Below are 19,005 nucleotides of genomic sequence, written 5' to 3'. Positions count from 1 at the left end.
CCTAAACTGGAAAAGCTCTGGCATGGCTAAGGGTATAGAAATTCGCGAAGCCCATTTTCCGGGCCGCGCACCGATTGATGCCTATGGCAATGGTGGTTTCCGCTTTGCCGATATGTCGCATATCGGGTCAATCCTTTGCCTGCCATCCGGGATTCATGGATGGGAGCCCAAGACGCCGCCGATTATTTCGGTCAATGATCTGGGTGCTATTCTGGAACAGGCGAGTGATATCGAAATTCTGCTCGTTGGAACTGGCATGGATTTGCGCCGCATCCCGGAAGATGTGCGCGCTATGCTGCGCGAACACCGTATTTCGTCCGACCCGATGAGCACCGGCGCTGCGGTGCGCACTTATAATGTCCTGCTTGCGGAAGATCGTGCGGTTGCAGCGGCGCTGCTTGCGGTAGACTGAACTTATGAACCAGAATGAAGAACATTGCCTGGCGCTTTTGCGTGAGGCTGACCGGGATCGCTATCTTTCAGTGCTGTATGCGCCGGAGGACAAGCGCGGAGCATTGGCGGCCCTCTACGCCTTTAACACCGAAATCGCGCGTATCCGTGATCTGGTTCATGAACCATTGCCTGGAGAAGTTCGTCTGCAATGGTGGCGCGATCTTATCAATGGTGAAGCGCGCGGAAGTGCGGAAGCGCATCCATTAGCAGCCGCGCTGATCGACACGATTACGAAATATGATCTACCTCGCGCGGCTTTCGATAATTACTGCGAAGCACGTATTTTCGATCTCTATGATGATCAGATGCCAAGCCGGAATGATCTGGAAGGCTATTGCGGCGAAACGGCCTCTGCGCTGATCCAGCTTGCAGGGCTTATTCTTGATCGTGATGCAGCACAGGCGCACACAGAAACGATCGGCCACGCCGGTGTTGCTCAGGCGGTGACGGGTCTTTTGCGTCTTCTGCCGATCCATCGTCGTCGTGGACAGCTTTATGTGCCCGCGGATATGTTGCAGGCGGTTGGCGTGTCGCGTGAAGCATTTCTGGCCAATGATGACAAATCTGCCCATGAACGGGTTGTCAGTGTGATGATCGCGCTTGCGCGCGAACATCTGGCGATTTTCGATAAAGCAAAGAAAGATTTGCCGAAAAGCCTCGGTCCGGCATTTCTGCCGATGGCGCTTGTTCCAGCCTATCTCAATGCCATTGAGCGGCTCGGCAGCAAAGCCGCCGATCAGGTTGCAGACCTTTCGGCTATACGCAAACAATGGCTGATGTTTAGAGCTGGTTTTTAAAAAATAAGGCGGTAACCTCATTGAGAAAGCCGCCTTATCTCTTTGTTTTACAATATTTTAAAACTAAGCGTTGTTGCTCAGCCATTCCTGAAAATCAGCAAGTGCACGCGCAGACATTGCGCGCTTTTTCGCAATCGTCTTTTCTTTGCCGCGAAGACGCTTACCTTCGGTTTTTGGGACTTCAATCGGCGGGAACAAGCCGAAATTCACATTCATTGGCTGGAATGAACGCTTGCCCGGCTCTGCATCATCAGCAACGATGTGACCGCCAGTGATGTGGCCGAGCAGTGCGCCAAAAGCAGTGGTTAGCGGTGGTGCAACAGGCGTTTTGCCTAGCTTTTCGGCAGCGGTAAAACGTCCGGCCAGCAGACCAATGGCCGATGATTCGACATAGCCCTCGCAACCGGTGATCTGACCCGCAAAGCGCACGCTCTCGCGTGATTTGAGACGCAGCACATTGTCGAGCAGCACTGGGGAATTGAGGTAGGTATTGCGATGCAAACCGCCCAGACGTGCAAATTCTGCATTCTCAAGACCGGGGATCATCTTGAAGATGCCAGTCTGGGAACCGTATTTCAGCTTCGTTTGGAAACCGACCATGTTGTAGAGCGTGCCAAGCGCATTGTCCTGACGAAGCTGCACGACCGCATAGGCTTTGACCGTCGGATTATGCTCATTGGTGAGGCCCATTGGCTTCATCGGGCCGTGACGCAATGTTTCAGCACCGCGTTCTGCCATGACTTCGATTGGCAGGCAGCCATCAAAATAGGGCGTGCCTTCCCATTCCTTGAAATCTGTCGTGTCGCCTTCGATGAGGGCCGCAACGAAAGCCTCATACTGCTCCTTGTCCATAGGGCAGTTGATGTAATCCTTGCCGGTGCCTCCGGGACCAACCTTGTCATAACGCGACTGGAACCAGCAGACATCCATATTGATCGAATCAAAATGCACGATCGGCGCGATGGCATCGAAAAACGCCAAAGCATTCGCGCCGGTTTGCGCCTGAATAGATTCAGCCAATGATGGCGCGGTCAGAGGACCAGTTGCAACAATCGCCTGACCCCATTCTTCCGGCGGCAAGCCGGTGACTTCTTCGCGCTCTATGGTGATGAGCGGATGCGCTTCAAGCTTTTCGGTCACTGCCTGCGAAAAGCCGTCACGATCAACGGCCAAAGCACCACCAGCCGGAACCTGATTAGCGTCGGCGCAAGCCATGATCAGCGATCCTGCGAGGCGCATTTCTGCGTGAAGCACGCCAACAGCATTGGTTTCGGCATCGTCCGAGCGGAAAGAGTTTGAACAAACCAGTTCTGCAAGATGATCTGTCTTGTGCGCATCTGTGCCGCGAACGGGACGCATTTCATGCAGAACAACAGGCACGCCAGCTTGCGCAAGCTGCCAAGCGGCTTCTGAGCCAGCGAGGCCGCCGCCGATGACATGTACGGGGGAGAGATTTGTATCTTTTGACATGGCAAATCCCTTACCTCCTTTGCATGCCGCCTTCAATGGGAGAAGAGCGTCGCGAGAGGGTAAACAGGTGCCAGAAAAACTAATGGCATCCATCGCGGGAGGAGGTGCGATGGATGCCATTATTGTCAGACCGGAATTGGGAGGAGGAGAGTCCGGTCCTATAGTATCGCAAAGCTTGGGAGGAGGAGTGCTTTGCGACGAACCGGGCCTGATGGGAGGAGGATTCAGGCCCAGCAAATTTGAATTCGTTTTAGAGCCGGTTGGGCTTAACGACCCTTAGACTGACGCGCTACATATGGGATGTCTGCGCGGGAAATGCCAAGGTCGTTGAGTTCGCGAGTCGAAAGCTGGTTAAGCTCGTTGACTGTATCGCGGTAACGGCGCCAATTGCTGTAAGAGCGGATAAGGTTCATGGTGGTATTCCTTCATCGTTGAGGAACTGATTATCAATTCATCTTGTTTGCTGCCCATGATATAACGCATTGTTTTCACTACTTGCAGACCCAAGTTTGCATAGCTGCTTTGCGGGTTCCGCACGACGCTCTAAATCGATTAGAAAAGCATCGGCCCAAAAATCGATTTTGATTTTTGGAAAGCACGATGCTTAGAGTAAAAAGCTAGAGCGTCCTTTGTGCGTCCATTCGGACGCACGGCGCTCTAGTAAGGCACGAAATTGCCATAAAGCGCCCGAAGGTAATTGTTTGCCGGCTGGCGAGTTTCCTATATGTTCTCAGCCACTTGGTGGGTTGATACCGTCAACGGATAGATTCTTCGGGAGTTGTTTTGTCGTTTTCAGTTTCAGTAGAGCGCCTAGTGGCGCGCTGGCAGCATGAAGGCCTTATCGATGCAGAGACTGCATCACGGCTCAACGCTGACCTCGAAAAACGTGGACCCCGGTTCAGCCTTGGTTCGGTTCTGGCAACGCTGGGTGGGCTTTTGCTGGGAGCAGCCGTCATCATGCTGGTGGCTGCGAACTGGCAGGATATGCCCCGCATGGCACGTATCGGCCTGATCTTTGCGCTAATATGGGTTTGCTATGTCGGTGGTGCATGGCGGCAGACCCGTGGTGATACTGTTTTGCCCCAGGCTCTCTATGTAATTGCCGCAGCATCGTTCGGTGCCGGTATCGCGCTTGTTGGGCAGATGTATCATATGTCGGGCGATGTGCATTCTGCGGCCGTTGTCTGGGCAGTTGGTGTTTTTGCAGCGGCTTTCCTGCTCCGCTCATCGGTGCTTACGGCTTTTGGTGCGGCAGTCGCCTGTTTCTATCTTTCAACCTATATGTTCGATAATGATTATGGCAGTCTGAGCTATCGCTGGATCGGGCCTTTGTTGGTTCTGGTGGGAGCTATTGCTGCACGCTTCACACAATCCCGACATGCGGCGCATATTCTGTGCCTGTTCGTTTTGGGCTGGGCCACGCTTCTCTATTCAGAAAATGAAAGCCGTGTGATCCTCGGTTTGATGTTGGCCTCCGGCGTTGCGCTTATGCTTGCCGACGCCTTTGCGCATCAAGCGGTGCAGAAGCTTACGCGCTTTGCGCACCCATTGGCATCATACGGTCTACTGCTTGCATTGCTGGCGTTGGGTATTCTCCAGCTCGACACCATGCTTTCAACGATCTTCGACAAGGACGTGACGCAAGATGTGGTCTTTGGCATTACCATTCTGGCGCTCTCCGTCGGCGCGCTTGCACTATGCGGGCGGGATAATGGCAGTTTACGTTCGATTGCCTATGCGGCTTTTTCATTTGAAGTACTTTATCTGGCCTTCACAACCGTCGGCTCAATGATCGGCACATCTGGCTTCTTCCTGATTGCCGGCGTTCTGGTTCTTCTTCTGGCGGCCTTCGTTCGTCGCATGGAAAATAGGTTCGGACGAAAGCGCCAAGGGGAGTTGAAGCTATGAGCTTATTAAAGAGTAAGTGGCTTTATGCCGGTGCTGTAGTTGCAGCCGTACTTCAAACTGGCATTCTTTACGCGAGCATCGAGGAGCGTGCTTCTGTGCTGCGCTCCGGCCATGAGGTCGTGCTTCAAACGCGCGCTATTGATCCTCGCGACTTGATGCGCGGAGATTATGTGATCCTTGGCTATGATATCACGTCGATTGACCGCAAGTTGATCAACGGATCGCCCGTCGATGGTTCGCGCACTGTTTATGTATCTTTGAAGCCCGGTGATGGCGGCGTTTGGCATGTTGCGCGTGCATCTTTCGTCCCCTTCACGGACCTTGCTTCTGATGAAGTTCAGATTCGCGGAGAATCGACCTACGCGATTACTGATTATCCGGATGCCACGCTCAATATGCGTTACGGCATAGAGCGCTATTATGTGCCTGAAGGTGAGGGGCGTGTGATTGAGGATAGCCAGCGTGATTTAGAAATCACCGCGGTAGTTGCTGTGGATGATGCAGGTACCGCTGTAATCAAGGCTTTGCGCGACAAAGGTACGCAACTTTACCAAGAGCCACTCTATTAATCAGACTTTGAATAAAAAGAGCTTGGCTAAGGCGATAAGATCGCTATATAGGGGCGGAAAGCACGAAAGCGCTTCGGCTCGAAAGAGCTGAAAATCAATCTAGTTAAAACGGCTTTTTTCCTTTGAACCGGGAAATTTGAATGTTATAGAGACGCGCGCTTTCGAGAGGCGGTTCAATATCTGAGACGATACTGTGCATTCGGTGGAGTGCACCTCGGTTCAGAAGCGGATATGGCGAAATTGGTAGACGCACCAGATTTAGGTTCTGGCGGGAGACCGTGGGGGTTCGAGTCCCTCTATCCGCACCATTATTCTTGAAGTAAAAATTAACTAACCAATTGATATTAAAGCGTAAATCAACAATGGACACATTGGTGATTTACAAACTTGCCCTAAACTGTGATACATAGCGTGCTACACGGTGAGCTTTTTGACACTGTTTTGGGGTGCGTTTATGGGGCGAATTACGAGTAAACTGGATCCGGATCGGTTCCTGTTCGAGCGGACTGGCAACTATTATTACCGCCGTCGCGTCCCCGGAAATATCGCTCACGTTGACGAACGCGCACCAACGATTCGCATTTCACTGAAGACTGATGATCTGGCTCTTGCTCGCTCGAAGCGCGATTTGATGGAAGAGGCCGACAATATCCTTTGGGCCTCAATGATACTCGATGAGCCGCGAGACCCTGCGCGAGCACGATACGAGGCATCTATGCGCCGCATAGAGGCGTTGGGCCTCACATATCGTTCATCGCATGCGCTGGCTGCAAACTCTTCACTGGAAGAGATTGTGACGCGATTGGAAATGGTTGTCTCACAAAGGTTGCCGCAGGAGTTGGCGCAAGGTGTTGCCGGTATGGTGCCGGTGCCGCTTGTGACCGTTAGCAAGGCATTCGAAATTTATTGTGATGAGATCGTTCCGGATGAGCTGGTCAATAAAAGTGCTGTGCAGAAAGCGCAGTGGAAAAAGGTAAAGCTCCGCGCGGTGAATAACTTCGTACAGATCGTCAGTGACAAGGCTATGACCGACATCACACGCGATGACGCCATGAAGCTCTATCGCCACTGGCTGGAGCGGATCGCGCCGAAGGATGGCAAGATTACGCACTCTGCATCGTCTGGAAATCGCGACATTGGTAACATGCGCGTGCTGTATGATGCGTATTTTAATTACATTGGCGAGGAGGGAAAGCAGAATCCGTTCGCGCGTCTCAACTTCTCGAACAAGAAAAAGCGTTCTCGTCCTCCTTTCCCGCGTGAATGGTTGATCAACACGATTATGAAGCCAGGCAATCTCGAAACACTGAATGATGAGGCGAGGGGTATTGTGCTGGCGCTCATCGAAACTGGTGCACGGCCAAGTGAGTTGGCAAACTTGTCGCCTTCCTCGATCCGTCTGTCGCATAAAGTTCCTCACATAGCCATTGAACCGCGTGATGATCCGGATGATCCACGTGAGATTAAAACCTCATCATCGGAGCGTATCGTGCCACTGGTGGGCGTGGCGTTGGCTGTGTTCCAGAAGCACAAAGTAGGTTTTCCGCGTTACAAGAACCGCGAGAATGACCTGTCTGCGACCTTGAATAAGTATTTCAAGGAAAACAGTTTGTTCCCAACGCCAAACCATAAGATTTATTCGTTTCGCCATTCCTTTGAGGATCGCATGAAAGAGGCGAACATCGATGACGAATTGCGCCGGATACTTATGGGGCACACAATAGAACGCCCACGTTACGGAACGGGCGGTTCGCTTGATTGGCGTCGTGATGAGTTGAAGAAAATTGCGCTGCCTTTTAGTCCTTTAATTATTTAACCATCTCCTGATGATTGGGTTGACCCGTTGTGAATATTATTCAATTAATCTGATATCTATGGGGGTAAAATGGTACCGTTCTTAAAATGGGCTGGTGGAAAGCGTTGGTTATTTACCAGCGAGTTTATAGCGTCTCTTCCTAAATTTGATCGTTATGTGGAACCCTTTCTTGGTGGAGGTGCGGGCTTCTTTGCTTTGGAACCAAAGAGTTCGTTGTTGTCTGACGTTAATCCTGAACTCATAAATCTATACGAGGTTGTTCGAGATTATCCAGACAGAATAGAGGAGCTGTTAGCTTTCCATCAATCTAAGCATAGCAAAGACCATTTTTATACCGTACGAAAGCTTGTTCCGGACAACAAAATCGCATGTGCTGCTCGTATGTTGTATTTAAATAGGACTTGCTGGAATGGTCTCTATCGATTGAACATGAAGGGTGAATTTAATGTACCTATTGGAACGAAAACTTCGGTTCTATTGCCCTCTGACAATTTTATCCGAGCATCAGATTTACTGAAAGAAGCTGATTTAAATATCTGTGATTTTCAAGCCACGATAGATAGTTCAAAAGAGGGTGATTTACTGTTCGTTGACCCACCTTATACTGTAGCTCACAATATGAATGGTTTTGTGAAATATAATGAGAAAATTTTCACTTGGGATGATCAACTGCGTCTTCGTTCATCACTGGCTGCTGCCCACTCAAGGGGTGCATGCGTAATTCTTAGTAATGCAAATCATGCCTCGATATCCGAATTATATGCAAATTTAGGTGAACATTTGGAAGTAAGTCGACATTCTGTGATTAGCGGTACATCAGATGCGCGAGGTCGTACCACTGAACTGCTGGTGAGGCTGCAATGATATACTGGTTAAAAGTCTTTTTCTCGCAACCTGATAAACATAAAAAGGCCTTCACAGAGGTACTCATTACAACTTTATTTTCAATAATGCCGTTTATTTTTTTGTATTTATCTAATGCAGTAGAAAGGCAAGAATTTTTTAGTCCAGTATTTTACGACCTCTTTGGAAGAGGACAATTATTTCTATTAGCATACAGTTTATTTGGTACAGTATTCTGGTTAACTATTGTCCAGTGGGATAATAAAAGGCACGGTCCGCGAATAACAATTGGTGTTATTATGGTTATAATAGTTTGGCCCCTTGTAGGCTATATGGGATTTGATCCAGCATTTAACAATTTGTTAAATCCAAATTTTATTACTTTAAGCTATGTATATTATTCTTTTGTTATATTTATATACTACTTGTCTCTGTTTTTTTCAAAGATAGATGCACCTGAGCCTGGTTCTTCCATCAAGCGAGATAAGAATACAATGAGAAGCAATTACGAGGAACTCAAGAATGGCCAATAGGAAATCTTTAAACCTTGAGTTCGTTGAGGTTACTCAGAATGTTGGGCGCTTTTACTCCTGCGTTATTAAGGCACAAGAGTTACTGGAAATATGTCAATTTGATTTCCGTCAAATTCACGATAACAACGGCGTTAAAGAGTTTTTGGGAATTCAGAGGCCCCTCAATAACAGCCGTGTCAGTGAAATCCAAAAGTATATTTCTACTGAAGATGCTTGCTTCCCTACCTCGATTGTTATTTCCGTCGATGAGAGATGTGCTAAAATCGTAGGAACAGATGGTCTTCGGCGGCTCGAACTGTCAGCTTATGTTGATGATAATACCTCTGCCACGGAAGTAGCTTTTGATTCAATTGCACGCATTATCGATGGCCAACATCGACTTAAAGCATTCGAGGGACTTTCTATTAATTGGGATTTAACAGTTAATATTTTTGTCGGCATCGATGAGGGGACACAGGCCATGATCTTCTCGAAGGTAAATTTGGCTCAAACTAAAGTTAATAAAAGCTTAGTATATGACCTATTTGCACTAGATCGTGATCGCAGTCCCGAAAAGACATGTCACGAAATCGTTGTTAATTTAAACGATATAAATGAAAGTCCATTCTTTCAGAAAATTAAACGACTTGGTTCTGCTACCGAAGGTGTTTATGGGGAAACATTATCGCAGGCAACTGTGGTAAAAGGTATACTGCCGTTAATAACAAGAGACGCGATGGCGGACCGTGATCAGGGGCGGCGTTTTGGTATTTGGCCGGAGCGTGGAGATAAAGACTTTAGGTCTCGTATATTTTATCCATTCTTCCGAGATAATGAAGACCATAAAATACTGGCAGTAGTGATCAACTATTTTGATGCTGTTAGAGAGCGTTGGCCAGATGCGTGGGATTCTCGTGACAAGGGAGCAATTTTGTCACGCACAAATGGCTTCAATGCTCTGATCAGATTTTTAAAGGATGCATATTTAGTTCTTACGGATAAGCCGACTATCATCAGCAAGGGGGAGTTTCTAAATTTATTAATAAAATCCAGTTTGAATGATAATGATTTTACAACTGACCGATTCCCGCCAGGGTCAAGTGGCTCTGCGCTACTTTATCGAGAACTATATGACACAACGATTGCTCAGCAAAGTAATCTCACATTATGAATATCAACTGTTGAGTAACGATATGTGTAAGTGGTTTTTTACCATTGCTTCGGTGATTTTAATTTCATGTCTGCCTTATTTCTTTTATTACTTAACTGAAGAGGTGGAATTTAATTATGCATTAATGTTATCTGTTGCATTTAGCTTCACTTGTGGCGCCATATCTTTGATAAACCTCACGGGAATTAAAGACAGTAGATTACTATTTTACTCATCCGTGTTATTGGCTTCTAGTTTAATATTTATATCCTATATATGTTATAGAATATTACATTATGGAGAATATTTTTTTAATTGGATTAGTATTACAGTAATATTATCAGGTTTATTGGGTTCTCTTGGTTTGCACTTATATATTATCCGAAGTGAGGATCGGTTGAATGCACGTAGAGAAGTTATTGGAATTGTCTTTAGCGTACTGGGAGTAATAGGTGGATTTATTATAGGAATTTCTACTTAGATTAATTTTTGACATAAGTTAAACATTTTTAATAAGACGTTCAACGCGTTTGATAGCTTTTGCGACGATGTCATCTACGTCTCGCAATCCCTCCAGCTCGCTTTCCAGCCTTTGCCAAAGTGGGGCACCAAGGGCCGCTTCACCATTGCGCGCACCGGCCATGATGTTTGCCAGTATATCGAGCGCGTTTTCCACGCGCTCTGCTGTCATTGTTGGTTTCTTACGAGATCTGGCCATTAGTCAGTCTCGACAGGCTGTCCGCTTTTAAGCGTGTAGTATGTGTCGGCTTTAATGCCTTCGCGGCCTACAATGCCTGACCAGACGGAAACAATTTCCATAGTGTCATTGCGCTCGACCAAAAACAGGGCGCAACCTTCCTTGCCGCGCACCTTGCCCTCGTAACCTGTTGCGGTGGCAGCGCTCCGATTACCCGATGCCGTGGCATTTCCTCCTCGCCATCCGCCATTCGTTTAAGGGTATTGTGAAAGGGGCGAAGATAGATGACGAGCTGCGCCGGATAATGATTGGACACACAATAGAACGCACGCGCTACGGCACGGGCCGGTCGCTCGATTGGCGTCGTGATGAGTTGAAGAAAATTGCGCTGCTGTTCAGCCCGATGATTGTTTAACGCCATCAAAAGGCCGTCATAAAATGAAATGGAAATATACCTTTACATATTCTGAGGCACACTCGCATTTTATCGGATAATTTTTAAATGATGTTTTAATAGTTTCTTTGTCTATTTACTTAAATAAAACATTGCAGTTAGCTGGTTTTGGTAAATCGGTGTCTGTGTATAAAAACCCAACAATTATAAAAAAAGGGGGGGCTATGTTAAAGCGTTTTGTGCGTAAAATTCGTACCTTGCGTAAGTTGGCGGAGATAATTGCGGCGCAACCAAATAGACTGGATGAAGTGACGCAAAAATTGGATTTTGTTGCCGAAAAGATAAATGATCTTAATGCCAATCGAGGCGCTCATTATCGCGATGAAGTAATACCTAAATTAGATTTCGTTGTTGAACAAATTAATGCTTTAAATGTCAGTCACAGTGCTAATTATACTGAAATTTTAAATTACATTAATCAGGTTAACGGTAAGATTGATCAGATTACAGATGAATCAAGAGAAATAAAAAGTATTAATTTTGCTAATAATTCTAACTTTGAATCAAGTATAGATAGAGTCAAGCAAACGGTAAATATGATAGCTGCCAACCGCAAACCGGAGGGCAGGATTAAAGTAGTTTTTCTTATTCATAATTTCTCTGCATGGGATTCATTGAGTGATGTCTATGATGCCATGCTCTCTGCAGAAGATTTTGAACCCTTAGTAATTAGCATAAAGAGACGTTTTCCGGGGGATACTGAATACTCTTTTGAAGAAGAGACTCATGAAAAATTGACGCAATTTGGTATCAATCATATTCGTTTTTCTATGGATGATGACTTCGAAGGCCTCGATATACTGAAGGCAATCGCCCCTGATATAATTTTCCGCCAGTCTCAATGGGATAATGATATTCCGTCAGCATATCATGTACGCGAGTTACGTTTTGCTAAATTATGTTACGTACCGTACGCGATCTTAAGCCCGATAGAGACTAGAAGCAGCAATACCGATCATAATAACGATTCAATGCTGCATAGGTCAGTTTGGCGTTATTTCACTTCTTCATCAGAGGAAAAAAATAGACTTCAATATTATAATCGAACGGAGAAGAACAGGGTGGTTGTGACCGGGCACCCAAAGGTTGAGCGTCTTGTCAGAGTTGGTGTTGAAAATCCTCATTGGCCTATTGAGGCTAGAAGTTCTGAAGCTGCCTTTAGGCTAATCTGGTCACCGCACCATACTGTCGATAATAAATGGCGTCGGTTCGGAGTTTTCCACCAGATCTATAATGAGATGTTAGAGTGGGCTCAGTTTGATAAGTCGATAGACTTTGTGTTGAGCGCTCATCCTGCCACGTTTGCAAAATTGCGCGAGCCCGGCGGCGTGCTACCTGCTTCCGAATTTGACCAATTTCTAAATTCTTGGTCTAATTTAGAAAATACAGCAATTATTGAACCGGGAAATTACGCCGGAGTTTTTGCCGCTTCTGACGCTCTTCTTACTGATGGTATTAGCTTTTTGACAGAATATCAGTTTTTTCAAAAACCAATAATTTTTCTGGAAAGACCTGACCACGTTCCGTTTAATGAAATTGGCGAACGCGTAGTGCTTGGTACGAACAGGTTTTCCAAGTTCATCGACGCAAAAGAAATGGTATATAAATTGAAAAATGGATTTGATGATGAGCATGAAATCTACCAATTGCAAAATAAGCTATGGCTTTCGAGCAATGGAAACTCAGTTTCTAATATATTGAATTCCATACGTGATGGTATTCGAGCATCATAAATACTGTTGCTTAGATGTATTATCCATTACTTACATTTCTTGTTCTGAGGCTTGCGCTCGTGATTTGACACGCTGGAGGGCTTTGGTGACTATGTCGTCAACATCGCGCAGTCCCTCCAGCTCGCTTTCCAGCCTTTGCCAAAGAGGGGCGCCGAGGGCCGCTTCACCATTGCGCGCACCGGCCATGATGTTTGCGAGAATATCGAGCGCGTTTTCCACGCGGTCTGCTGTCATTGGAGGTTTCTTGCGAGATCTAGCCATTAGTCAGTCTCGACAGGCTGTTCGCTCTTAAGCGTGTAGCACGCGTCTACTTTGTTGCCATCGCGGCCTACCATGCCTGACCAGACGGAAACGATTTCCGTGCTGTCGTTACGCTCGACGAGGAATAGTGCGCAGCCCTCCCTGTCGCGCACCTTGCCTTCGTAGCCTGTTGCGGTGGCAGCGCTCCATTCACTTGTCACGGTCGCAATAGATCTGTCGCCGCTCACTTTGATAAGCTCGCGCTCTTCGGTCGCATGATTGCCGTCCACGCGCTTCGTCCGGTCGATGATGTAGCGGACGGCAGCGGCGACAAGCTCCGGGATTTTCAACTCACGCTTGATGGTGATTTCTGCGGTGGCGATCTTGGTATCGCTGCCTTCTTTGCTCGTTTCCCCCGAAAGCTCGACCTCGCCAAAGCGACTAGTCGAAGGTGGATAATATCCAAAAATATCAAGAGGATATTCGCAAGCGTGAAAGCCTTGCTCGCACGCGATGACTTGACCGTTATGCGTGTAGCTTTTATTCAATTCAAACTGGAAGTTGAGGCACTGAAGCTGAGCGTCAAAGCCCTTGAACGCCAATGTCTTGGTCATCACGGTTTAATTCCCTCTCGCGGGTGGATTTGAATGTCTGGATAAGTCTGTCTGCCGCTATTCGCGGGATTGCTTCGCGTCTGTTCGGCGCGACGGTGTATGTAATCAAATCCGCTGTGGCTCTCATTAGGCCGTCAATTAGGGCGTCTAAGATTTGCTCTGGCTTTAGCTCGACCTCGCGAGCATCACGCCATTGCAGATAGATCGTGTCTAAAAGTGCTTGCCTTACATCGTCTGAAACGCCTTGCTTCAGATTGGGCAGAGCCTTCCTTTTTGACACTTGATTTGATCAGCCGAAAATATTGACAGCTAAGATTGCAGCGCATGCGGTGCCAGAAAACAGAGTGGCAATCGCCAAAATCTGCTTTAGCTGTCCGTCATGTGACTTGTAGGCCGCTGGCAAGTGGAAACCGCCGTCAACTTCGGTGTGAAAACGGATCTCGTTATGCATGGCTGGCGACCTGACGCACAGAAAGGCGGCGGGCGAGTGCGACAGCGCGTTCGCCAAACTTCTCCACGATGTCGTGGGTGAAGCCATAATTGGCCAATGTATCGGGGGAGACGTTTTCGCCTGAATATGCCATTTCGCGCATCGCATCAGCCATTCTGACGACGACGATATCGCGGCAAGTCTGGGCAGGTTTTGAAATAGGCTTCTGTTTAAATTTAATCATGGCTTGCTCTCCATCGTGCATAAATTGGCAGGAGTGGATGCGCTGTAACTCAAAACTCAATCAGCGCATCCATCTGTTCGGGGTAAGCAAATAGTTATCGGTAAAATAACCGATATGCAATAGCATCCGGTAAAAAAACCGATATTAGAAAACGAGAACGTGCGATGAAAATTTGTAATTGATTGTTCTGATTTGAAAATTCGGTCAAAAAAAACCCCGCCGTGGCGGGGCTTATGGCTGTTGAAATCGATCACATATCAATAATCGATCTTTTAACTCGGCCTATTATTCGAATTGCACCTTCCAAATATGGCGGTTCTATTTCTTCGTAGGAAGCGGGCTGAAACTGAGGGTCTTCATTTGGGCGATATCGTTTGTAAGTCGCTTTTCCACTTTCATCGCAGATAACGTAGCACCCGTTAGCGACTAGCCGCTTATCGTTCATGTTTACAAAAATTATGGAATCCGGTGGGCTGATCTTATTCATCGACGGCCCGTCAACGCGCAGCGCTATCCAGTCTCCTTCGGGCAAATTAACTGCGGGAATAGTTGGATGATCATCTAAACGCCCGACAGGATCTTGGTGAGTAAGCTCACCTGCGCTAATCCATGAAATCATCGGCACGTCTGAAATTGATGTCGGCTCGACCGAACCTTCTTCGTTGCCGGTTCCTTCTAACAACCAAGTTACGTTTGTTCCTAAGACAGGCGCTAGCTTCTCAAGCGTTTTGATGGAAGCGCCTCTGTCCTTACCAGCCTCGACGGCTCTGCGCATGTTCCGAATAGCTGAATCGCTTAGACCTGCAATCGTCGCAGCGCGTGATTCTTTTAGCCCGACAGCGTCGAGTCTTTTTTGGATACGATTTAAAACTTCTGCTAACATAGTGGTAATATTACCGAATTTCAGATCCTGAGGGTATCGATAAGAAAACCGAATAGCTTGGTTGACATTATCGGTAAAATAACCGATTTTCTTTTCATGTTGGAAATCGAGCACCTTCTGATCCTCATTGATGGCTATAAGAACGCGATTGGCTTGCAGGACAAAACTGTCAGCAGTCGTATTTTTGGCGACAGCAAAAAAGTTACATCGCTTCGCAGTGGTGGAGACCTTACGGTTTCGCGACTTAATGCAGCGATGCGGTGGTTATCGACTAATTGGCCTGATGGTTTGGTTTGGCCGGTTGCGATTTTCCGACCTGAATCTGTATCGCCTGATTACCTCCCATCAGGCGTTGCTGGGGCGCGGCATTCTTCGGCTAGCTGCGCCCCAGCGTCTAATTCCGGCAATGCGGTGGCTCCATGAGTTCATCGTTTAAAGCCTCTCGTGTGCGTTGGGCCTGCGGTCCGCCCTTTTAGAGTTGATGGCTAAGCTGTAACGGCGCGGCCTGAGAGTTTCACCGAATCCTTTGTCGATATTTTTTCCTTGAAACTTTCAGGGGGTGTTTCGTGCGCACTATTTCCGAGCAAGAACAGCGTTCGCTCAAGTCTGCAACTGATGGCGCATATGCGTTGGCAGGCGGTATCAGCAATATACTTCCATTCACCCGCGTCGGGACTTCCACGCTGTCAAAATACGCATCATTCAATGATGAGCATCACGACAGTTTCATGCCTTTGGATGTGGTGATCGAAGTCGAGCGCAAGGCAAAGTCGCCGACAATCATAAAGCAGGCCGCTGAGCTTCTCGGATATGAACTCGTGCCGATGGCAGCGCGTGAGGACGGAGGCGACAACCACGCATTGACCGCGATGGATGCTCACCGCGTCATGTCTGAAACCATGGATGTTTCGCAAGCAGTACTCACGGCTCTTGAAGATGGTCGCATTGATGCAGGCGAGCGAAAACTCATCGCAAAAGAAGCACGTGAAGCGCTGCGCGCTTTGGAAGATCTGTTGCGCAAAGTTGAGGCGCGGCGATGAGAAAATTCATCCTTAAACACGACCTCTTTTTCTCACTCCTTCTCGCCGTGGTCTGTGTTCTGGCTGCGGCGTCTCCTTTTTTTGCTGTCGTCTGGCTCGCGGAGGCTCGCTGATATGGACACCTCAAGTTTTAAACTCCCTGTTCGTATGAATGCCAAAGCATATGCCAGCCTTTCGGCAATGGCTGAGCGCAAGGGCTATAAACCAAGCGTTTTTGCGCAGATGCTTTTTGATGCCGCATTTGCTGCTCGCGTCGGACAGGAGCGTGGTGCACCAACATCAGACCGTGAACTGGATCTGCATGTCCGCTTTGCCACTGCAATTGCAGATGGCGTCGGGCCTGAGACCTTGGAAAGGGCGGTGCTTCTACTTGAAAGCCATCGCGCCAAGGCTGCTTCATCTGCACGCAAGGTTCGGAAAAGTGAGGTGCGGTTATGAGTTATCCTGCGCACCCCCTTGCTGATATGTTTCCGATGATCCCTGAAGCGGAGCGGAAGCTGCTTGCCGACGATATTGTCACCTACGGGCAGCGTGATCCCATTATTCTGCTTGATGGCATGGTGTTGGATGGTCGCAATCGTCAATGGGCCTGCGGGTTCGCTGAAATTGAGCCGATCTATGAGCAATATGCTGGCAACGATCCTCTTAATTATGTTCTGTCCAAAAACCTGCACCGCCGCCACCTGACGGAAAGCCAGCGCGCCATGATCGCGGCGGCAATTGTCGATTGGGAGCGGGGTGTTAATCAGACGACTGCCGGGCCTGCAAATTTGCAGACCCGGCGCGCCGCCGAAAAGCTGTCGATCTCTGAACGCGCCGTTTATTCCGCCAAACGCATCCATGAAAAGGGTGCACCGGAATTGCTTGACGCGATCCGCGCTGGCAAGGTGACAATCCACGCAGGTGAGGCGATTTCGGAGCTGCAACATTCGGAACAAGCCAAGGTCATTCGCGAAGAAAAGAAAGCGATTGTCGCTAAGGCCAAGGCAATCCGTTCTGATCAAGCGAAGATCAAGCATGCAACCCGCATGACAATCGCTGTTGAGATTGCCAAGCGGGGCAGGGCGACCGCACCGGGTAGGATCCAGAAGCTCTATCCGATCATCTATGCTGATCCTCCGTGGAAGTTTGAAACCCACTCGGAAATCACTGGCGGCGAAAAGAGCGCGGAAAATCATTATCCGACGATGGAATTTGACGCCATTTGTCGTCTGTTCAAGGAAATTGGCGATCCAGCTACGCCCGATGCAATGCTCTATCTTTGGGTGACTACGCCTTTGAAGGGCCGTGTCATGACTGAGTTGCTGCCAGCGTGGGGCTTTGAATACGTAACGGAGCAAATCTGGAACAAAGTCGATATTGGTACGGGTTATCAGGTCCGAGATCAGCATGAAACTGTGTTGTTCGCCAAGCGCGGACGCGGATTTGCGCCACTCCTCGGCGAAGCTCCGCCTAGCCTTTACACCGAAAAGAAGGGACGGCACTCGGTAAAGCCTGCGTGGTTCGCGGAGCAACTCGAACGCATTTATCCCGATTTGCCAAAGCTGGAAATGTTCTGCCGTGATCCGCGTCCGGGTTGGGATGCTTGGGGCTATGAAGCTGCTGGGAGGGCTGCGTAATGCCAGCTTATCGCTCTGAAGCTGAGGGTGAAGTGCGTCAGGCTGTTGTGGAATATATCCGGAAACAGCGTCCTAATGCCCGAATTATCCATGAAATTAATACGTCACTTGGCGGCACGCGGATCGACGTACTTGCTGTTGATCGTGCAGAAATAATCGCATTTGAAATCAAGTCGGCGAAAGATAAGCTTGATCGCCTTCGCGACCAGATGGACGGCATGAAAGGCGTTGCTCAACATGCCATTGCAGTTCTGCATGAAAAATTCCTCTCGCAAGAATACGTCACGAACCGGTGGGCTGCACACTTCGAGAGCGAAGGCACTTACTATCAAATGGATCTGCCCGGTGAGTACCGGCATATGCATCGCACTTGGATTTATCCGCAACGCAACCGCGCCATGCATGAAGATGGCCACGACAGCCATGCACGTTGGCCGGATCTGGCTTCCAGCTTGCAAAAGCCGTTGCCTGACAGTGCTCTTTGGATGCTTCACCACGCAGAGCTGCTAGCCCTTTGCCGTAATTTGAATATTCAGAGCGGCAAGAGGCCCACTTGCGAGGGGATGATTACCGCACTCCGTTGGAATGCGAGTGGTCGCGATATTACCCGTGGATTGTGTGCAGCATTGCGGGCGCGGCACTGTATTGAGGCGGACGCACCTATCCTTGATTGTGTTGAGGAGGCTGCGGAATGACTGACACTATGTTGCCGATCCTTCGCGCCATGCACGACGCAGGTACCGACGCCGAGCGCGCCGAAATTCTGCTGACGTGCCCGATTTCGATCATGTTGAAATATCGGCAGGTGCTGGAAAGCTCCTGCGAGCGGCACGGCTTTAAAGCTGGCAGTGAGTATCTGACCTGTTTTTATGCGGCAATGCACCAGACACGCCATCGTGGCGCTGTAAAGGGTGCTGCGTTGACGCATGCGCAGGGTAATTTGCTGTTGTTATGTGGCGAGGTGTCGTCATGAGTGCAGAGGGGGCCGAACTTCGCCGCATCCGGCAAAAACTGGCAGCGCTAAACGGCGATGACTGGCAGCTGTGCTGTGAGGGCGATGTGTCGTTTGTGGAAGCGAAAACGCGCGACGGCGAACTCAATAGGATCGCCACGTTTCATCCCGGCACAACGCCTGATGAGATTGACATGGTCGTCGGCGCGCCGCGCATGGCGGCATTTATGCTCAAGCTGGTGGAGCGCGCGATTGTAGCTGTACAGCAGGGCACACCACGACAAAACACCCCGCGACAGAGCCGCCAGAACAAGAGGCGTGACTTTGCTGCTGAGGCGGCAATGAAATGTGAAGACGCTGTTTTCAAGGCGTTTCTCGAAGAACAGCACGGCCTTGAGCGGCCATTAACATCGGATCGAGTGGCACAACGGCTGCGCTCAATCCTCAATATCAAATCCAGAAAAGAACTGAACGAAAGCAGCGCTGCCGCTGAACGCTGGCAGAATTTCCGCGCTGCTTTCGAAGCATGGAAGAGGGCGGGGCGATGAGCGTTACCTTTTGTATTATATCGAGTGCGCAGC

Annotated in this window: 26 protein-coding genes and 1 tRNA gene; 18 read left to right on the top strand and 9 right to left on the bottom strand. The window is 48.7% G+C overall.

The window, feature by feature from the left end; all coding sequences use genetic code 11:
• Window positions 1-22: 22 nt before the first annotated feature.
• Window positions 23-412 (top strand): Mth938-like domain-containing protein, encoded by a 390-nt coding sequence (locus ACOZHT_RS00625; RefSeq protein WP_339508493.1) that lies wholly within the window; start codon window positions 23-25, stop codon window positions 410-412.
• Window positions 413-416: 4 nt separating this feature from the next.
• A complete protein-coding gene (locus tag ACOZHT_RS00620) occupies window positions 417-1,250 on the top strand; it encodes a phytoene/squalene synthase family protein (RefSeq protein WP_339508495.1) in 834 nt (277 codons plus the stop codon).
• A 63-nt stretch (window positions 1,251-1,313) separates the two neighbouring features.
• Here ACOZHT_RS00620 and trmFO read toward each other — a convergent pair whose 3' ends face one another.
• A complete protein-coding gene (gene trmFO / locus ACOZHT_RS00615; RefSeq protein WP_339508497.1) occupies window positions 1,314-2,720 on the bottom strand; it encodes a methylenetetrahydrofolate--tRNA-(uracil(54)-C(5))-methyltransferase (FADH(2)-oxidizing) TrmFO in 1,407 nt (468 codons plus the stop codon).
• 266 nt (window positions 2,721-2,986) lie between these two features.
• The gene (locus ACOZHT_RS00610; RefSeq protein ID WP_250039747.1) at window positions 2,987-3,133 is read right to left on the bottom strand and encodes a DUF1127 domain-containing protein; all 147 of its coding nucleotides are present in this window, start codon (window positions 3,131-3,133) and stop codon (window positions 2,987-2,989) included.
• A gap of 370 nt (window positions 3,134-3,503) precedes the next feature.
• Here ACOZHT_RS00610 and ACOZHT_RS00605 point away from each other — a divergent pair, with 370 nt between their 5' ends.
• The 7 genes from ACOZHT_RS00605 to ACOZHT_RS00575 all read left to right on the top strand — a co-directional run bounded on the left by ACOZHT_RS00605 (window position 3,504) and on the right by ACOZHT_RS00575 (window position 9,539).
• A complete protein-coding gene (locus tag ACOZHT_RS00605; RefSeq protein ID WP_339508500.1) occupies window positions 3,504-4,628 on the top strand; it encodes a DUF2157 domain-containing protein in 1,125 nt (374 codons plus the stop codon).
• Window positions 4,625-5,197 (top strand): GDYXXLXY domain-containing protein, encoded by a 573-nt coding sequence (locus ACOZHT_RS00600; protein WP_339508502.1) that lies wholly within the window; start codon window positions 4,625-4,627, stop codon window positions 5,195-5,197. The genes ACOZHT_RS00605 and ACOZHT_RS00600 overlap by 4 nt, the downstream gene beginning before the upstream one ends.
• 225 nt (window positions 5,198-5,422) lie before the next feature.
• Window positions 5,423-5,505 (top strand) — tRNA-Leu (locus ACOZHT_RS00595).
• 146 nt (window positions 5,506-5,651) lie between these two features.
• Window positions 5,652-7,013, top strand: a complete 1,362-nt coding sequence (locus tag ACOZHT_RS00590) for a DUF6538 domain-containing protein (RefSeq protein WP_421565250.1) — start codon at window positions 5,652-5,654, stop codon at window positions 7,011-7,013.
• A gap of 69 nt (window positions 7,014-7,082) precedes the next feature.
• On the top strand, window positions 7,083-7,877 hold the full coding sequence (locus tag ACOZHT_RS00585; RefSeq protein WP_421565249.1) for a DNA adenine methylase: 795 nt from the start codon (window positions 7,083-7,085) through the stop codon (window positions 7,875-7,877).
• Window positions 7,874-8,389: a hypothetical protein gene (locus ACOZHT_RS00580; RefSeq protein WP_421565248.1), complete on the top strand. Its 516-nt coding sequence runs from the start codon at window positions 7,874-7,876 to the stop codon at window positions 8,387-8,389. Before ACOZHT_RS00585 ends, ACOZHT_RS00580 begins: the two co-directional genes overlap by 4 nt.
• Entirely contained in the window at window positions 8,379-9,539 is a 1,161-nt protein-coding gene (locus tag ACOZHT_RS00575) for a DGQHR domain-containing protein (protein WP_421565247.1), read from the top strand. The genes ACOZHT_RS00580 and ACOZHT_RS00575 overlap by 11 nt, the downstream gene beginning before the upstream one ends.
• Before the next feature lie 478 nt (window positions 9,540-10,017).
• On the opposite strand, the gene ACOZHT_RS00570 is transcribed toward ACOZHT_RS00575, so the two are convergent.
• Together ACOZHT_RS00570 and ACOZHT_RS00565 are read right to left on the bottom strand one after the other, a co-directional pair.
• A complete protein-coding gene (locus ACOZHT_RS00570) occupies window positions 10,018-10,209 on the bottom strand; it encodes a hypothetical protein (protein ID WP_421565246.1) in 192 nt (63 codons plus the stop codon).
• A gap of 26 nt (window positions 10,210-10,235) precedes the next feature.
• A complete protein-coding gene (locus tag ACOZHT_RS00565) occupies window positions 10,236-10,388 on the bottom strand; it encodes a hypothetical protein (RefSeq protein ID WP_421565245.1) in 153 nt (50 codons plus the stop codon).
• 44 nt (window positions 10,389-10,432) lie between these two features.
• On the opposite strand from ACOZHT_RS00565, the gene ACOZHT_RS00560 reads away from it, so the two are divergent.
• Together ACOZHT_RS00560 and ACOZHT_RS00555 are read left to right on the top strand one after the other, a co-directional pair.
• Window positions 10,433-10,630 carry a hypothetical protein gene (locus ACOZHT_RS00560; protein WP_421565244.1) on the top strand — a complete coding sequence of 66 codons (198 nt, stop codon included), beginning with the start codon at window positions 10,433-10,435 and terminating at the stop codon, window positions 10,628-10,630.
• Between the two features lie 203 nt (window positions 10,631-10,833).
• A complete protein-coding gene (locus ACOZHT_RS00555; protein ID WP_421565243.1) occupies window positions 10,834-12,402 on the top strand; it encodes a CDP-glycerol glycerophosphotransferase family protein in 1,569 nt (522 codons plus the stop codon).
• Between the two features lie 30 nt (window positions 12,403-12,432).
• Here the strand turns inward: ACOZHT_RS00555 and ACOZHT_RS00550 are convergent, their stop codons facing one another.
• The 5 genes from ACOZHT_RS00550 to ACOZHT_RS00530 form a co-directional block, all read right to left on the bottom strand.
• Window positions 12,433-12,636 (bottom strand): hypothetical protein, encoded by a 204-nt coding sequence (locus ACOZHT_RS00550; protein ID WP_421565242.1) that lies wholly within the window; start codon window positions 12,634-12,636, stop codon window positions 12,433-12,435.
• 26 nt (window positions 12,637-12,662) lie between these two features.
• Window positions 12,663-13,256 (bottom strand): DUF7666 domain-containing protein, encoded by a 594-nt coding sequence (locus tag ACOZHT_RS00545; protein WP_421565241.1) that lies wholly within the window; start codon window positions 13,254-13,256, stop codon window positions 12,663-12,665.
• A 289-nt stretch (window positions 13,257-13,545) separates the two neighbouring features.
• Window positions 13,546-13,707, bottom strand: a complete 162-nt coding sequence (locus ACOZHT_RS00540) for a hypothetical protein (RefSeq protein ID WP_421565240.1) — start codon at window positions 13,705-13,707, stop codon at window positions 13,546-13,548.
• On the bottom strand, window positions 13,700-13,930 hold the full coding sequence (locus ACOZHT_RS00535; protein WP_421565239.1) for a hypothetical protein: 231 nt from the start codon (window positions 13,928-13,930) through the stop codon (window positions 13,700-13,702). The genes ACOZHT_RS00540 and ACOZHT_RS00535 overlap by 8 nt, the downstream gene beginning before the upstream one ends.
• A 250-nt stretch (window positions 13,931-14,180) precedes the next feature.
• Window positions 14,181-14,927 (bottom strand): LexA family protein, encoded by a 747-nt coding sequence (locus ACOZHT_RS00530; RefSeq protein ID WP_421565238.1) that lies wholly within the window; start codon window positions 14,925-14,927, stop codon window positions 14,181-14,183.
• On the opposite strand from ACOZHT_RS00530, the gene ACOZHT_RS00525 reads away from it, so the two are divergent.
• The 7 genes from ACOZHT_RS00525 to ACOZHT_RS00495 all read left to right on the top strand — a co-directional run bounded on the left by ACOZHT_RS00525 (window position 14,910) and on the right by ACOZHT_RS00495 (window position 18,972).
• On the top strand, window positions 14,910-15,236 hold the full coding sequence (locus ACOZHT_RS00525; protein WP_421565237.1) for a hypothetical protein: 327 nt from the start codon (window positions 14,910-14,912) through the stop codon (window positions 15,234-15,236). The two genes, ACOZHT_RS00530 and ACOZHT_RS00525, sit on opposite strands and share 18 nt — an antisense overlap.
• A 143-nt stretch (window positions 15,237-15,379) precedes the next feature.
• Entirely contained in the window at window positions 15,380-15,853 is a 474-nt protein-coding gene (locus ACOZHT_RS00520; protein WP_421565236.1) for a phage regulatory CII family protein, read from the top strand.
• 114 nt (window positions 15,854-15,967) lie between these two features.
• On the top strand, window positions 15,968-16,291 hold the full coding sequence (locus tag ACOZHT_RS00515; protein WP_421565235.1) for a hypothetical protein: 324 nt from the start codon (window positions 15,968-15,970) through the stop codon (window positions 16,289-16,291).
• Window positions 16,288-17,472, top strand: coding sequence for a Spo0J and IME4 domain-containing protein (locus tag ACOZHT_RS00510; RefSeq protein ID WP_421565234.1), 1,185 nt, complete (start codon window positions 16,288-16,290; stop codon window positions 17,470-17,472). Before ACOZHT_RS00515 ends, ACOZHT_RS00510 begins: the two co-directional genes overlap by 4 nt.
• On the top strand, window positions 17,472-18,167 hold the full coding sequence (locus ACOZHT_RS00505; RefSeq protein WP_421565233.1) for an NERD domain-containing protein: 696 nt from the start codon (window positions 17,472-17,474) through the stop codon (window positions 18,165-18,167). Before ACOZHT_RS00510 ends, ACOZHT_RS00505 begins: the two co-directional genes overlap by 1 nt.
• Window positions 18,164-18,445 (top strand): hypothetical protein, encoded by a 282-nt coding sequence (locus ACOZHT_RS00500; protein WP_421565232.1) that lies wholly within the window; start codon window positions 18,164-18,166, stop codon window positions 18,443-18,445. The genes ACOZHT_RS00505 and ACOZHT_RS00500 overlap by 4 nt, the downstream gene beginning before the upstream one ends.
• On the top strand, window positions 18,442-18,972 hold the full coding sequence (locus tag ACOZHT_RS00495) for a hypothetical protein (protein WP_421565231.1): 531 nt from the start codon (window positions 18,442-18,444) through the stop codon (window positions 18,970-18,972). The genes ACOZHT_RS00500 and ACOZHT_RS00495 overlap by 4 nt, the downstream gene beginning before the upstream one ends.
• The last annotated feature ends 33 nt before the right edge of the window (window positions 18,973-19,005 follow it).

It is taken from the genome of Ochrobactrum sp. EDr1-4 (assembly GCF_049199085.1).
Classification (GTDB): Bacteria; Pseudomonadota; Alphaproteobacteria; order Rhizobiales; family Rhizobiaceae; genus Brucella.
This window is presented reverse-complemented; position numbering and strand designations above follow the sequence as displayed.